The organism is Chelativorans sp. M5D2P16 (assembly GCF_034427935.1).
In the GTDB taxonomy this organism is placed as follows: domain Bacteria; phylum Pseudomonadota; class Alphaproteobacteria; order Rhizobiales; family Rhizobiaceae; genus Chelativorans.
In genome coordinates this window covers 406,015-420,315 of the sequence record NZ_JAXQNM010000008.1, presented here as the reverse complement: position 1 = coordinate 420,315, position 14,301 = coordinate 406,015, and the positions used below count along the sequence as shown (strand labels likewise).

General features: G+C 65.7%; 12 protein-coding genes and 2 pseudogenes. 10 read left to right on the top strand and 4 right to left on the bottom strand.

Going from position 1 to position 14,301, the window contains the following annotated elements; genetic code table 11:
- The first annotated feature begins 1 nt into the window (after nucleotide 1).
- The 8 genes and pseudogenes from SIN08_RS04935 to SIN08_RS04900 form a co-directional block, all read left to right on the top strand.
- Nucleotides 2–415, top strand: a complete 414-nt coding sequence (locus tag SIN08_RS04935) for a hypothetical protein (RefSeq protein ID WP_322450462.1) — start codon at nucleotides 2–4, stop codon at nucleotides 413–415.
- Between the two features lie 107 nt (nucleotides 416–522).
- Nucleotides 523–1,659 (top strand): zinc-dependent alcohol dehydrogenase, encoded by a 1,137-nt coding sequence (locus SIN08_RS04930; RefSeq protein WP_322450461.1) that lies wholly within the window; start codon nucleotides 523–525, stop codon nucleotides 1,657–1,659.
- Nucleotides 1,660–1,944: 285 nt separating this feature from the next.
- Entirely contained in the window at nucleotides 1,945–3,039 is a 1,095-nt protein-coding gene (locus SIN08_RS04925; protein ID WP_322450460.1) for a tripartite tricarboxylate transporter substrate binding protein, read from the top strand.
- A gap of 25 nt (nucleotides 3,040–3,064) precedes the next feature.
- A complete protein-coding gene (locus SIN08_RS04920; RefSeq protein ID WP_322450459.1) occupies nucleotides 3,065–3,625 on the top strand; it encodes a tripartite tricarboxylate transporter TctB family protein in 561 nt (186 codons plus the stop codon).
- A gap of 6 nt (nucleotides 3,626–3,631) precedes the next feature.
- Entirely contained in the window at nucleotides 3,632–5,137 is a 1,506-nt protein-coding gene (locus SIN08_RS04915) for a tripartite tricarboxylate transporter permease (protein ID WP_322450458.1), read from the top strand.
- Nucleotides 5,138–5,165: 28 nt separating this feature from the next.
- Nucleotides 5,166–5,957, top strand: a complete 792-nt coding sequence (locus SIN08_RS04910) for an SDR family NAD(P)-dependent oxidoreductase (RefSeq protein ID WP_322450457.1) — start codon at nucleotides 5,166–5,168, stop codon at nucleotides 5,955–5,957.
- A 15-nt stretch (nucleotides 5,958–5,972) separates the two neighbouring features.
- Nucleotides 5,973–6,914: a TRAP transporter substrate-binding protein gene (locus SIN08_RS04905; RefSeq protein WP_322450456.1), complete on the top strand. Its 942-nt coding sequence runs from the start codon at nucleotides 5,973–5,975 to the stop codon at nucleotides 6,912–6,914.
- A 144-nt stretch (nucleotides 6,915–7,058) separates the two neighbouring features.
- A pseudogene (locus SIN08_RS04900) lies at nucleotides 7,059–7,200 on the top strand (succinate dehydrogenase assembly factor 2); the annotation flags it as partial.
- 34 nt (nucleotides 7,201–7,234) lie between these two features.
- Here SIN08_RS04900 and SIN08_RS04895 read toward each other — a convergent pair.
- Nucleotides 7,235–7,966, bottom strand: a pseudogene (locus tag SIN08_RS04895) (IS3 family transposase); the annotation flags it as partial.
- A gap of 182 nt (nucleotides 7,967–8,148) precedes the next feature.
- Between SIN08_RS04895 and SIN08_RS04890 the strand changes: the two are divergent.
- Both SIN08_RS04890 and SIN08_RS04885 read left to right on the top strand, forming a co-directional pair.
- Nucleotides 8,149–9,171, top strand: coding sequence for a TAXI family TRAP transporter solute-binding subunit (locus tag SIN08_RS04890; protein WP_322450528.1), 1,023 nt, complete (start codon nucleotides 8,149–8,151; stop codon nucleotides 9,169–9,171).
- Between the two features lie 81 nt (nucleotides 9,172–9,252).
- Entirely contained in the window at nucleotides 9,253–11,181 is a 1,929-nt protein-coding gene (locus SIN08_RS04885; protein ID WP_322450455.1) for a TRAP transporter fused permease subunit, read from the top strand.
- Nucleotides 11,182–11,197: 16 nt separating this feature from the next.
- On the opposite strand, the gene SIN08_RS04880 is transcribed toward SIN08_RS04885, so the two are convergent.
- The 3 genes from SIN08_RS04880 to SIN08_RS04870 are packed head-to-tail and all read right to left on the bottom strand — an operon-like array spanning nucleotide 11,198 to nucleotide 14,283.
- On the bottom strand, nucleotides 11,198–11,992 hold the full coding sequence (locus SIN08_RS04880; protein WP_322450454.1) for an SDR family oxidoreductase: 795 nt from the start codon (nucleotides 11,990–11,992) through the stop codon (nucleotides 11,198–11,200).
- Nucleotides 11,989–13,368 (bottom strand): MmgE/PrpD family protein, encoded by a 1,380-nt coding sequence (locus SIN08_RS04875; protein WP_322450453.1) that lies wholly within the window; start codon nucleotides 13,366–13,368, stop codon nucleotides 11,989–11,991. The genes SIN08_RS04880 and SIN08_RS04875 overlap by 4 nt, the downstream gene beginning before the upstream one ends.
- Complete coding sequence (locus tag SIN08_RS04870) at nucleotides 13,369–14,283, bottom strand: NAD(P)-dependent oxidoreductase (RefSeq protein ID WP_322450452.1); 915 nt, start codon at nucleotides 14,281–14,283, stop codon at nucleotides 13,369–13,371.
- Nucleotides 14,284–14,301: the final 18 nt, after the last annotated feature.

Below are 14,301 nucleotides of genomic sequence, written 5' to 3'. Positions count from 1 at the left end.
GGTGAACGAGGAGCGTTACAAGGACTGGCCCGAGGGCCTCGTTGAAGACATGGAGACCAACCGCTTCAACCCCTGTGTCGGCAGCGTGCTGGTCTCCGAAACCGACCGCGTGCGCGTGTGGCACCTGCATCTTCCGCCGGGCAAGCGCTGCCCCTTCCACCGCCACGTGCTCGACTATTTCTGGACCTGCCACAGCCACGGCAAGGCGCGCGGCTATTTCGAGGACGGCAGCATCAGCGACGTCTCGCATTTTCCCGGCGACACCAAGCACCTGAACTACGGGAAAGACGAATACATGCTGCACAGCGTCGAGAACATCGGCGACACGGACCTGCTCTTCACAACGGTCGAATTCAAGCAGAGCGCGAATGCCCCGCTGCAGGTGCCCGAGAGCGCGCGCCTGAAGGCCGCCTAGGCCGTGTGGAGCCACTTGCCGCTGCACGGATGCGGCGCAAGCGAATGGATGGAGCGGTCCGTGGCCGGATCGGAACCGGGTCCGCTCCAGGCGGGAAGGAAGAGCGCATGTATGCCCCCCAAGGAGTGAGCACCGCCCCCGCGGTGCCAGTGCCGGAGACGATGAAGGCCTGGATTCTGGAGGGCCCGGGCGAGTTGAAGCGGGTGGACAAGCCCACTCCCGTGCCCGGCCGCGCCGAGGTTCTCGTGCGCATCGACGCCATCGCCATCTGCGCCACCGATCTCGACGTGATCGCCGAGGGCCCGCCGGCGCTGATCGAGGGGGGCCTGCCCTTCAACAAGAACTTCACGCCCGGCCACGAATATATGGGCACGGTCGCCGCGCTCGGGCCGGGCGTCGACGAGTTCGCCGTGGGCGACCGGGTGACGGTGGAGATCCATGCCGGCTGCGGGCAGTGCAAGCGCTGCCGCATGGGCATGTACACCTCCTGCCTGAATTACGGGCTGAACTACGGCGCCGTGGACAAGGGCCACCGCGCCAACGGCTTCACCACCGACGGCGGCTTTGCCTCCTACGCGGTCAACCACGTCAACACGCTGATCAGGATCGGCGAGGAGATGAGCGACGAAGAGGCCACGCTCGTGGTCACCGCCGGCACCTCCATGTACGGTCTGACGGAACTCGGCGGGCTCATCGCCGGCGAGAGCCTGGTGGTGAGCGGCCCCGGGCCGATCGGGCTTCTGGGCGTAGCCGTGGCGAAGGCGCTGGGGGCCCTGCCCGTCATCCTGACGGGCACCCGCGACAACCGCCTTGCGGTTGGCCGCGACCTCGGCGCCGACCATCTCGTCAATGTGCGCGAAAAGGACCCGGTCGAGACCGTTCTGGACCTCACCGGCGGCAAGGGCGCGGACTATGTTCTAGAATGCTCCGGCGCGCCGGGCGCGGTCAACCAGACGATGCGCATGCTCAACCGCGGCGGCAAGCTGTGCCTGGCCGCCTTCCCGCACGAGCCGGACCTCGTCGACGTGGCCCATATCGTGCGCAACAACATTTATGTCTACGGCATCCGCGGCGAAGGGCGCAGCGCGACCCACCGCGCCCACGCCTTCATGGCCGAAAAGCGCTTCGACGCGACGCGCATTCACACCCACACCTTCAACATGGACGACCTGCCGACGGCGCTGCGCTACGCGCGCGAGCGCGTCGACGACGCCATCAAGGTCGTGGTAAGGAATGCGAGATGACCGAGCGCGGCTGAAGTAATTCGGCCGCCTTCCCCTGACCGTTTCGACGTCGGCGCAAGAATTCAAAGCACCGGATAACGATTTTCTAGGTGCCGAACTTTTGACGACGCGATTTCGCGCGAACATTATTTGCGCACGTCATCGGAAAACGTGATGGCAGAGTTTTTATATTATAATGCACAAAAGCTTGACTGTGGTCGCCATTCGCGACCAGCTTTCGTGAGGCCGCTGTCCTGGCAGGATGTCGGATCTCGCGAAAGCGGCCGAAACGGGAGGTACAAGGTCATGAACAACGGTATAAGCCGTCGCACGCTGCTCACCGGCGCGGGACTCGCCGCTGCGACGATCACCATCCCGGCGCCGCTGCGCGCCCAGGACTATCCCGCGCGCCCAATCACGGTGGTGATCATGTACGCCGCCGGTGGCGGCACGGACGTTCTGATGCGCAAACTTTCGGAGGAGTTGGAGAAGGCGCGTGGCTGGACGGTCAGCATCGCCAACCGCCCCGGCGCGGTCGGCGGCATCGCCACGCAGTATGTCGCCGCCCAGCCGGCCGACGGCTACACGGTGCTGGGCGCGGCGAACTACAACAAATTCGTACGCGTGCTGGGGCACGTGCCGGCCGAGCCCGCCCCCTGGGAGCAATGGGCCTTCATGAAGGCCGGAAACGCCATCGCCTCCTGGTCGGTGCCGGTCGACTCGCCCTTCCAAACACTCGACGACGTGATAAAGGCCGCCCGCGAGCGGCCGGGCGAACTCAGCATCTCCACCTCCGGCACCGGCGGCATCTGGCACGAGATGGCACTGCTCATCTCCTCCTTCGCCGATATCGAGCTGCGCTATGTGCCCTATCAGGGCGGCCAGCCGGCGACGCTCGCCGGACTGCAGAAGGAGGTGGACATCGCCGGCGGCGGCGTTCACGAGCATATCGACCTCGTGCGCGACGGCCAGTTCAGAATGCTCCAGCACACCGGCACCGAGGACATCACGCTCGACGACGGAACGGTGCTGCCGACGGTGGGCAAGATGCTGCTGGACCTGGCTCCTTTCCTGCCCATGGGCCCCACCTACAATATGATCGTCCGCCGCGACACGCCCCCGGAGATCCTGAAGGAGATCCAGGACGGCTTCCTCGAGGCCGCCGGATCCGACGCGTTCCGCGCCTTCCTGGATGCCAATCAGTATCAGCACGACCTGCGGGTCGGCGAGGAGGCCGACCGCGAGGCGGCCAGCATGGAGGTGGTCACGGTCGATCTCTTCAACCGCTACTCCGACCAGATCGGCTCGGACGTGCTGACGGCGGAGGAGCTTGGCCTGCCCAAGCCGCGGGATTTCGCGAGCTGGTGGCCGCCGGAGGGCTACAAGCCGCTGGATATCTAAAGCGAGAGACCGGGAGCGCCGAGCCTTGAGCGAACGCGACGAGTTGCATTTCAGCGGCGAGGAGGAGCAGGCCGGCTATGCCGCGCCTCTCCTCGACCTGATCGCCGCGGCGGTGCTCATCGCGCTCGCCGGCTGGTACACCGTCGAGGCCTTCGGCTTTCGCGCGCCCGGCGACTGGAAGACGGCGCCGGGGCTGGTGCCCGCGGCGGCGGGCATCACCCTGATGATCATGGCCGCGGGCCTTGCCGTCACCGCCTGGCGCCGGCGCGGGCAGGCTCCGGCCGCCGCCGGGGCGCAGGAGGACGAGGACTCGATATCCGAGGTAGGACGCACAAGCCTCCTGGTCGGCATCATCTTCCTCTACCTCCTGGCGATGAATGCGCTCTCCTTCGGCATTCAAGGCTATGTCGCCGGCCACTACGTCACGGTCGGTTCCTTCGAGATCGCCACGGTGGTGTGCCTGAGCGTGCTCATGAAGCTCTTCTGGAACGGCCGCCTGTGGATCATCGCCGTCGTCGCGCTGGGCTGGACCGCCTTTCTCAGCCTGACCTTCCGCAACATCTTCGAAATCCCGCTGCCGGGCTGAGGGGACATGATCGACGCCTTCATCCAGCTCATGTCGCCCTGGTTCGTCCTCCTGTCGCTGACGGGCGTTTCGCTGGGCATCGTCTGGGGCGCGATGCCGGGCCTGTCGACGACCATGGCGATGGCGCTGCTCATCGGCCTTTCGGCGGGCATGGAGCAGGCCAGCGCGCTGGTCTTCATGCTCGGCGTCTATACGGGCAGCGTGTTCGGCGGCGCGATTTCTGCGGTGCTGATCAACATCCCCGGCACGCCCGACGCCGTGCCCACCATGATCGAGGGCAACGCGCTGGCCCGCCGCGGCGAAGGCGGCCAGGCGCTCGGCATGGCCATCGCCGGCTCCTTCATCGGCAACTGGATCGGAATCATCCTCCTGATCGCCTTCATCCCCGTCATCCTGGTCATCGCCCTGGAGTTCCGCTCCTGGGAGATGTTCCTTCTGGCCATGATCGGCATTTCAATCTGCGGTTCCATGTCCTGCGGCGCCATGCCGCTCAAGGGATGGATCGCCGGCTGGCTGGGCATCCTTGTCGCCCTTGCCGGGTTCGATCCCATCCATGCCGTGCCGCGCTACACGTTCGATCTGCCGGCGCTCCTCGACGGGGTGAACTACATCGCCATCCTCGTCGGCCTCTTCGGCGTGACGGAGATCCTGCGCGTGCTGCCGCGCCGGCAGCAGCCCGCCATTCCGGCAGCGGTGGGCCGCGTGATCCCGTCGCTGCGCCAGCTCTCGCGCTATGCCGTGACATCCGTGCGCTCGGGCCTCATCGGCGCTGTGACCGGCGCCATACCCGGCGCCGGCGCCAATGTGGCCTCCTTTCTTTCCTACGATATCGGCCGCCGCATGGCCTCGCCGGAGGAGCGGGCGAAATGGGGCAAGGGCAGCTACGAGGCGCTGGTGAGCGCCGAGGTCGCCAACAACGCCAATGTCGGCGGCTCCATGCTGCCCACCCTCACGCTCGGCATTCCCGGCAACGCGCCGGCCGCGGCGCTGATGGCGGCCTTGATGCTGCACAATGTGGTCGTCGGCCCGACCATCGAGGTCGACCATCCCGGCCTGATCTACTTCATCTATGCCGCGCTGATCCTGGCCAATCTTCTTCTCTACATCTCGGCGATCGGCCTCATTAAGCCCTGCGTCAAGCTGTTCAGCCTGCCGCGCGGCATCCTCATGCCGCTGATCCTGCCGATCTGCGTCATCGGCGCCTATTCGGTGCGGCTCAACATGTTCGACGTGTGGGTGATGTTCGCCGCCGGTGTCATCGGGCTGGCGCTGCGGCACTTCCGCTTTCCCATCGCGCCGATCGTCCTCGGCGTCATCCTGGCGCCGGTGGCCGACGAGAACCTGCGCCGGGCGCTGCTCATCTTCGACGGCCACTCGCTCGGCTTCGTGCTGTCGCAATATGTGGGAACGGCGCTGCTCATCTTCCTTCTGCTGATCTTCGCCGAAGGGGTGCTCCGGCTGTGGCGCACGGCGCGAGGGGCGCCGCCGGAGCACACGAAGCCCGCGGAATAGGCAGAACGGAGCGGAGGAAAGAGACAGGATGGAAAGTCCCAGCCACACCGCCCCGGTGCCGGAACGCTTTGCCGGCCGGCGGGTGCTCGTCACCGGCGCCGGCGGCGGCATCGCCCGCGCCGCGGCCCTGCGCATCGCCCGCGAGGGCGGCTCGCTCGCCCTCACCGACATCGACCCCGAGGCGGCGGAAACGGCGGCGCAGGCCGTGCGCGAGACGGGCGCGCAAGCCACGGCGATCGCCGCCGACGTCACCGACCGCGATTCCGTCGACACCATGGTGGCGCAGGCGGCGAAGGCCATGGGCGGGGTCGACGTTCTCGTCACCTGCGCCGGCGGCTATACCGCCTATGCCCGCTTCAACGAGATCGCCGATGCGGACTGGGACCGCGTGATCGCGCTCAACCTGCGCAGCGTCTTCCTGTGCTGCACCGCCGTCCTGCCGCACATGAAGGAGGCCGGCTGGGGCCGCATCGTCAATCTCGGCTCGCTCGCCGGACGCTCCACCAGCGCCGGTTCCTCGCCCGCCCATTACGCGGCCGCCAAGGCGGGCGTGGCGATGATGACGCAATATCTGGCCAAGGACGTGGCCGCCTTCGGCATCACGGCCAACACCGTGGCGCCCGGGACCACGCGCACGCCGCGCGTCGACGCGCTTATGACGGCGGAGAAGGAGGCGGCCTTCACGAAGATGACGCCCGTCGGCCGCCTCGCCGAGCCGGGCGACATCGCCGGCGTGATCGCCTTCCTGGCGAGCGAGGACGCGCGCTACATGACCGGCGCGACGCTCGACGTGAATGGCGGTCGGCTGATGCTGGTATGAGCGGGGAGAGCGATCATGAGCGGTGAACCGGTCCGCCTACGCATCGGCGGCTATCAGGGGCCGAACTCGGTGCTGACGGCGGGGCTTAAGGACTTCGCCGCGGAGCTGGAGCAGGCGGCGCCGGGGGCCTTCGGCGTCGAGGAAACACACGACGTCACCGCCGGGGGCACGAGCGCGCGCGCGCTTTTCGACGGCCTGGAGAGCGGCGCCTTCGACATCGGCTACATGGCCTCGGGCTATCTGACGGCGCGCGTGCCGCAGCTCGCCGTGATCGACCTGCCGCTTTCCCGATCCGACCGGCACGCGGCCTATGCCGCGCTCGACGGCGAGGCCGGCCGGATGCTGCGCGCAGCGGTCGAGGCGGACACGGGCTACCGCGTGCTGGGATTCTGGGACAACGGCTTCCGCCACCTTACCAATGGCCGCCGTCCGATCCGCGCGCCGCGCGACTGCGCCGGCCTGGTGGTGCGCACACTCGACAACCGCATCTACCGGGAGACCATGGCGGCCATGGGTTTCAAGCCCGTGGTCACCGACGTGAAGGAGCTGCGCGAGGCGGTCGCCTCCGGTCAGGTGGACGCGCAGGAAAATCCGCTGACGAACGCGGTCGTCTTCGAGCTCTGGCGCCACCATCGCCATGTCAGCCTGACCGGCCATTTCTTCGGCGTCGTGCTGCTGCTTGCCAATGCGCGCTGGCTCTCCGAGCTTCCCGAAGGCCCGGCGGCGGCGGTGCGCCGGGCGGCGGCCGCCGCAACGGCCGAGCAGCGGCGGCTGGCGGAAGCGCAGGACGTCGAGGCGCTGGACTTCCTGCGCGCAAAGGGCGTTTCGATCCTTCCGCCGGAGGAACTGGACCGGGACGGCTTCCGCACCGCCTGCCGCGGCATCGTGGAAAGTGAGCTGGCCGGGCTCGATCCCGCGCTGGTGGCGGCCTATCTGGGAGAGCCGGCAGGCGGTTGAGGCCGCCGCAACGGCATTACGGACGCGCGCGTCCGCCATCCCTTGTCGGCTTTCGACCTGTGAAAGGCGGGTGTAATGCACGGCAAAGGCTGACATCGCGGCGGCGAGGCGTTATATGCCCCTTTCACCGCGAAAGGCAGGAACGTGACCGGAACCACCCGCTCCAGCGTCGATCTCGACCCGCGCAGGCGCCGCGCCCTCGTCCGCGCCTGGCGGCGCGGCATGCGCGAAATGGACCTCGTGACTCGGCGGTTTCGCCGACGCGCATATCGAGGCGCTGTCGGAGTGGCCTGCCCCTACGAGGTGGTCCAGTTTCAGTCTTAATGCATGATCGGCTTTCCGGCCATTACCTGTGCAGATGGTGGTGCCGATCCACTGGTTGGCGCCGGCCAGACAACGACCTCGGGTGCCGGCGGGTTATAACCGAGCGATGAGTGCGGCCGCTCGGTATTGTAGTGGCGCCGCCATGCCTCGATGATGACCTTGGCCTCGGCGAGGCTGTAGAAGATCTCACCGTTGAGCAGTTCATCTCGGAGTTTCGAGTTGAAGCTCTCGCAGTAGCCGTTCTCCCAGGGACTTCCCGGCTCGATGAACGCGGTCCTTGCGCCGACAGCCGCGATCCACTCCCGCACGGCTTTGGCGATGAACTCCGGGCCATTGTCGGAACGAACATGGCCGGGCACACCACGCAGGATGAACAGGTCCGACAGGGCGTCGATGACGTCGGTCGCGTTGAGATTGCGAGCGATCCGGATCGCCAGGCACTCCCGGGTGAACTCGTCGATGATGTTGAGCATGCGGAACTTCCTGCCATTGTGCGTCCGGCCCTCGACAAAATCATAGGACCAAACATGGTTGGGGTGTTCCGGTCGAAGCCGGATACACGATCCGTCATTCAGCCAGAGCCGACCTCTCTTCGGTTGCTTCTGGGGAACCTTCAGCCCCTCCCGTCGCCAGATGCGCTCGACGCGCTTGGCATTTACCGTCCAGCCCTCAGATCGCAGCATCGCCGTGATCCGGCGATAGCCATAGCGGCCATACCGCGCTTTGATCGATCTGTGCACGGAAATCGCACGGATTGAAAGGACTGCGCTCTGTCGGCCGTACTTCAGCCGTCGCCTGGAACCATACTATTGTATGACGAGATGATTGACTGATTCTAAGACGGCCTATATCGTGCCGCTCCGTTGGTTTTCCGCAGGAATGCCGCAGCCAGACGAGTGGAGGAGTGGAGATGGTTTTAACAAAATTGCTACGGATGCTGGTGCCGGTGGCGCTGATTGCCGGCTCAACCGTTGCTGTGCCTGCCCAGGAGGCGCTGGGGGATCCGAGCTGGAATTATGACCTCGTTTTGGGCGGCGGCTCGGCCACAGGTAATTCCAAGATCCTGGCAAGCGCACTCGGCAAGATTGTCACGGAGAACGTGGAGGGCGTCCGCGCTTCGGGGGCGGTCGTTCCGGGCTTTGACGCCGAGAGCGTGATCCACACCCATAACGGCACCATGCATGGCGGGGTGGGGACGCCGCTGGTCATCACGAATGCCACACAGGGGGTGGCGCCGTTCCCCTCCGACGGTGTCGACGTCAAGTTCTGGTTCGCGCACAACGAGGTGCCGCTCAACATCCTCGCGCAGAAGGACGCGGGCATCACCAAGATTAGCGAGCTCGCCGGCAAAACCGTGGCGCTCGCGCCGCCCGGAACCTCGAACTACCTCTTCACCGAAATCATCCTGCAGGCACATGGGCTCCAGGTCAGCGATCTCAATGTGCGCACCATGGATACTTCGGAGGCCATCAACCAGCTTCAGAACGGCAGCGTGGACGCGATCTCCTATGTTCGCGACTACAGCGGCGCGATTCTAGAACTTTCCACCGCGCGCGACATTGTGTTGCTGCAGCCCGAGAAGGAAGCGCTGGACAAAATCCAGCAGCGCATCCCCTGGGCCGGTCCGAAGAAATGGCCGTTCGTCGATGATTACCCCAATCTCGAGGTGCCGGGGGAGGCTCTCGTGTTTGTTTCGCCGGAATTCATGTTCCTCGACGGCGACCTTGAAAACGAGCTCGTCTACGCCATGACGAAGGCCGTCTGGGAAAACATCGAAGAGGTGCGGCGCAGCTCGCAAGTCTTCGCCGAGGTGAATCTCGAGGGGGCCCTGTCCGGTGTGCCGATCGAACCGCATCCCGGCGCGCTGCTCTACTACCGGGAGATGGACGTCCCCGGTTGGGAGCAATATGCGGATCTGATTCCCGAGCAGTAGAACAGAGCCAGGAATGGTCTTTCTCGGGACGCCGTCCGGCGATGGCGTCCCACGGATATGTTGGGGCCGACGGAGAAGGTGATGTCCGGCACGGGGAGCGGCAAGATCGAGATCGCCGAGCAAAGCGGTGCAAGGGACTACGAAGGCTATGGAGCGTTGCGCAAGATCGTCGTCAGCGCCCTGTCTCTTTCGCTGTTCCTTTATCCATTCGTAACCGGGATGCTGAGTCACCCCCCTGCGCTGGTTTTCCGACCCACCTATCTCGCGCTCATGCTGATTCTGTGCGCACTGGTTCTGCCGCCGAAGATTTGCGCCCGCAATACGCCCGGCGCCTATCTTCTCGACGGCATTCTCGTGCTCGGAGCGGCAGCCGCCATCTGGATCGCCTTCGTGTGGCTCGATTTCGTGCTGGTCTTCACGCTGACGCTGCCGCAGAAGCTCCTGTGCATCCTGCTCCTGCTCGGCGCCATGGAGCTTACCCGGCGCACGCCGGTCAAGCCGCTGAACTACATCGCCATCGGCGCCATCGCCTATGCCCTGTTCGGCTACATGCTGCCGGCGCTGTTCGGTCACGCAGGGCTTTCCGTCGACCGTCTCCTCTGGAGCCAGATCTTTACGACGGACGGCCTGTTCGGCACGCCGCTTGCCATCGGCGCGACCTATATCGGGCTCTTCGCCTTCTTCGCCGCGTTCCTGGAGGCCAGCGGCGGCGGACAGAAATTCATGAGCTTCACCATGGCGCTCGCCGGCCGCTTCAGCGGCGGGCCGGCCAAGGTGGCGATCCTGGCAAGCGCGCTGATGGGCATGATGTCGGGCAGCGCGGTCACCAATATCGTGACGACCGGCGTCATCACTATCCCCATGATGAAGCGGGTGGGCTATCGCCCGGAGGTCGCCGCAGGCGTGGAATCGACCGCCTCGCTCGGTAGCCAGATCACGCCCCCGATCCTGGGAGCCACGGCATTCCTCATGAGCGAGATCACCGGCGTGCCGCTGATCCAGATCATGGGTCTGGCACTCATCCCCTGCCTTCTTTTCTATCTGTGCATCTTCATGCAGGTGCATCTGGCTTCGGTGAAGCTCGGCATGAAAGGCATGGATCCGCGTGAGATTCCGGATCTGCGCCGCTCCTCGATCGAGGTCGTGCCCTTCATCCTGCCGCTCGTCGTGCTGGTGTACCTCCTGTGGCGGCGCTATTCGCCCGATTACGCGATCTCTTCCTCGATCATCGCGTTCTTTGCGGTCTGCATGCTTCAGCGGCAGACACGGCAGGCTCTGATCGGCAATTTCATGAACGGCATTCGGCAGGGCGCAAGGACCTGCATTCCGCTGGTCGGCTCTCTGGCGATAGCGGGGGTCATCATCGGCGTACTGACGATGACGGGCCTCGGCGACCGGCTTTCCTATCTCATCGAGATCGTCTCGGGCGGGAACATCCATATCATGATCCTCGTCACGGCGCTGACATGCATGTTCCTCGGGATGGGCATGGTGACCATCGGGGCCTATGTGCTGGTCGCCGTCACCACGGCGCCGCTGATGGTCGATCTCGGCATCCCGCTGGTCGTCGCGCACCTCTTCATCTTCTATTTCGCCGTCATGAGCGCAATCAGCCCTCCCGTGATGGTGGGCGTCTTCGCCGCCGCTTCGATCGCCGATTCCGATCCGATTAAGACGGCGCTGCACTCGCTGCGCTTTTCCATCGTCGGATTCCTCGTGCCGTTCATCTTCATCTACGAGCCGCGGATCCTGATGCTCGGCGGCTTCACACCCATGGGCGCGTTCCTTCTGTTTACGACCGTGATCGGCATCATTGCGCTGTCGATGGGCTTCGAACGCTATTCGCTCTTCAACCGGCTACCGCACTGGAAGGCGGCGCTGTTCGTTGCCGTGGCCGTTATCGTGATGATGCCCATGCCCATACTGAGCATCGCCGGCACGGCAATCTTCGCGCTGCTGATGCTGATGGAGATGCTCCATCGGCGGCTTGCACGCAGCTCCGCCGCCTGACGTTCCCTGGGTCTGCTCAGGCCACGTGCCAGCCGCCGTCCATGGGCAGCGTGGCACCGGTGATATCGGCGGAATGGGGTCCGCAAAGGAACGCGATCAGGGCGCCCACATTCTCCGTCTCGACGAAGCGTGCCGTCGGGTGGCGCTCGCGGATATAGGCGCGGCGCGCCTCCGCCTCATCGATGCCCTCGCGCTGCGCGATGCCGGCGATCTTCCTGGCGATCGGCTCTGAAAGCACTGAGCCGGGAGAGACGGCGTTGCAGGTTACGCCGGTTTCGGCCGTCTCGATGGCCACGGCCCGGGTGATGCCGAGGAGCGCGGTCTTGCTGGTGACATAGTCGATGCGCTCGGCCGCGCCGCGATTGCCATAGATGGAGGAGAGGTTGACGATCCGCCCCCAGCCTTTCGCCTTCATGGCGCTGAGCGTGAGCCTGATCAGGTGGAACGCGGCGTTGACGTTCACCGCCAATGCCCGCTCCCAATCAATCCTCGGGAAGTCCTCTATGGCGTGAAAATGGCGTATCACGGCATTGTTGACCAGGATGTTGGGATCGCCGAAATCGGCGCGGATGCGCTCCACCATGCGCTCGATTGCGCTCGGGTCCGCGAGATCCGTTCCGTCGAAGATGACCCGCCGGCCCGTTCGCTCCGAGAGCTGGCTGGCCTTCTCCTGCCCCTCCCGCGGGGAAACCAGCCCGTGGAGGATCACATCGGCGCCCTCCTCGGCAAGCTTGGATGCGATTGCAAGGCCGAGGCCGGACACCGAACCGGTGACGAGCGCTCGTCTGCCCTGCAATACGGGTGATGTCATGTGCGCGCCTCTCCGCCGCAGGCGCCGAAGACACGTCCACAATCCTCGCTCTCATCGATGCGCCACAAGCGTTCGAGCAGGCTGTCCACGTTGCGCAGGCCTATGGGTTCGGCATGCCTGCGGAACTTCTCCGAGAGATTATCGTCGCTCATCGGATTGGCGGCGGAACCGCGCGCGCCTTCGACCACGGCGGTGAATACTCTCCCGTCCTTCATGTCCACCCGCATCTCGATGGAATAGATGTCGCGCTCAGTCTCGTCCACGAAGCGGATCTGCGGCCGGCGCCCCCTTGTCTCGGCGACGGCGGCATCGGAGAACTCGGCCACGCCCGCCCTTCCCTTCAGGATGGCGACCGAGAGGGCGTGCTGAGCGCTCACCTGGGATAACCGGCCGCTTTCCACGTCCGGACGGTCCGTGCGCTCACGCAGGAGCGGATGGGCGCGGATGGTGACCGTGTCGATGTCGGCGGGATCGGCCAAGCCCTGCTCGCGCAGTTCGAGCGCCGCGTCGACCACCGGGTTGAGCACCACGCCGACCGGATAGGGTTTGTAGGTGTTGGAGGCGAACTCCCAGCGCTCCCAGAGCCCCTCCGTCACGTCCTCGGGCTTCGGCGTGTCGCTGTAGAGGCCGATGAAGCCGAACTCGCCGCCGAGCACGTCCGCCGGCCCGGTGAAGCCTTCCCTTGCAAGGCGTGCGGAAATCAGCCCGTTCCGCGCGGCATTGCCGACGCTGATGCTCTTCGACATCGTGCCCAGCGCCTGGACCATGCCGCAGGCCTGCACCGCCGCATTGGCGATCGCGGAGACCGCCGCCCCCTCGTCCAGACGCAGGAGGGTGCTCGCCGCAAGCGCGCTGCCGATCACGCCGCAGGTGGAGGTGATGTGCCAACCGCGCGCATAATGTGCGGGTGAAACGGCGTTGCCGATCCGGCATTCGGCCTCCGCGCCAGCAATGAAGGCCGTCAGGAACGCGCGCCCGCTCGTCCTTTGTTCCTGCGCCACCGCCATCAGGGCCGGCACGACAGGCGCGGAAGGGTGCATCACCGTGCGCGGATGGGTGTCGTCATAGTCGTGGATATTGGCCGCCATGGCGTTCAGGAAGGCGGCGAGCAGCGGATCGCACCTTTCCGCCCGGCCGACCAGGACGGCATTTCCAGACGGGCTGTGCGCAGAGAGCACCTTGAGCGCCTTGTCGATGGCCGGCTCGCGGCAGCCGGCGAAGCCGGTGGCCAGGATATTGACCAGAGCACGCCTTGCCTGATGGCGCACCGCCTCCGGAATATCTTCATAAGCAAGGCTGGTCGCGAAGCGGGCGACGGCCTGCTCGAGCCCAGCCGTGTGATGCGCGATCGCCTTTGTTGCGATCTCAGCCGCCATCTACCTGTCCTCTCCGGCGGCCGCGCCGCGCACCTCCACGCCCGCCTGCGCCTCCACCAGCTTGATCACCGTGGTGAGATCCGCATCCGCACCCAGCGTGTCGCGCGTGGCATTGAGCACTTGCTGGACGGCTTTGCCCACCTTCATGTCGACACCCCGGCGTTCGGCCTCCTCTATGCACAGGCGCGCATCCTTGGCCGACAGGCCGATGGCGAAGCCGAAGTCGAATGTGCGCGGCAGGACATTGTCGGGAATCTTCCTTTCCGTCGCGCTGTTGCGGCCGCTCCCGGCATTCAGCACCTCGATCATGCGGTCCGGGTCGAGCCCGCACTTGACGCCGAGCACCAGTGCCTCGCTGGAGATGGCGAGCGCCGTCGTCGACACGAGATTGTTGATGACCTTCATGGATTGGCCCATGCCCGGCTCCGTGCCGACGACGAAGAGCTTGCCCAGCAACTCCAGCACCGGCCGCAGCTCTTCCACCGCCTCCGCCTCTCCAGCCGCCATCAGGGCAAGCCGGCCGGCCTCCGCCCCGGAGACACCGCCGCTCACGGGACAATCGACCAGGACCTTGCCTCTTGCCGCGAGTGCCGCCGCCACTTGCGCCTCCGTTTCGGAACCCGTGGTGGAGAGATCGACAATGCTGCGCGTCCGCTTCGCCGAGGAAAGGCCGCCCTCGCCCAGACAGACCTGACGGACGACCTCCGGAGTGGGCAGCGACAGGAACGCCGCATCAGCCTCCGCGCCCAGTTCGGCAAGAGAGGGCACATGCCGGGCGCCCGCCCGGACGAGATCGGCCACGGCGTCTTCGTTCGGATCATAGACCACGAGATCGTAGCCGGCCCGCAGAATATTGAGCGCCATCGGCCGGCCCATATTGCCAAGCCCCACGAACCCGTAGATTGCCTGTCCCATGAATAACCTCTCCGTTCT

Excerpts from the sequence above, each read along its gene's own strand:
- SIN08_RS04870 (WP_322450452.1), bottom strand. The coding sequence starts at position 14,283 with ATGGGACAGGCAATCTACGGGTTCGTGGGGCTTGGCAATATGGGCCGG.
- SIN08_RS04910 (WP_322450457.1), top strand. The coding sequence starts at position 5,166 with ATGGAAAGTCCCAGCCACACCGCCCCGGTGCCGGAACGCTTTGCCGGC.
- SIN08_RS04925 (WP_322450460.1), top strand. The coding sequence starts at position 1,945 with ATGAACAACGGTATAAGCCGTCGCACGCTGCTCACCGGCGCGGGACTC.
- SIN08_RS04880 (WP_322450454.1), bottom strand. The coding sequence starts at position 11,992 with ATGACATCACCCGTATTGCAGGGCAGACGAGCGCTCGTCACCGGTTCG.
- SIN08_RS04875 (WP_322450453.1), bottom strand. The coding sequence starts at position 13,368 with ATGGCGGCTGAGATCGCAACAAAGGCGATCGCGCATCACACGGCTGGG.
- SIN08_RS04905 (WP_322450456.1), top strand. The coding sequence starts at position 5,973 with ATGAGCGGTGAACCGGTCCGCCTACGCATCGGCGGCTATCAGGGGCCG.
- SIN08_RS04930 (WP_322450461.1), top strand. The coding sequence starts at position 523 with ATGTATGCCCCCCAAGGAGTGAGCACCGCCCCCGCGGTGCCAGTGCCG.
- SIN08_RS04890 (WP_322450528.1), top strand. The coding sequence starts at position 8,149 with ATGGTTTTAACAAAATTGCTACGGATGCTGGTGCCGGTGGCGCTGATT.
- SIN08_RS04915 (WP_322450458.1), top strand. The coding sequence starts at position 3,632 with ATGATCGACGCCTTCATCCAGCTCATGTCGCCCTGGTTCGTCCTCCTG.
- SIN08_RS04885 (WP_322450455.1), top strand. The coding sequence starts at position 9,253 with ATGTCCGGCACGGGGAGCGGCAAGATCGAGATCGCCGAGCAAAGCGGT.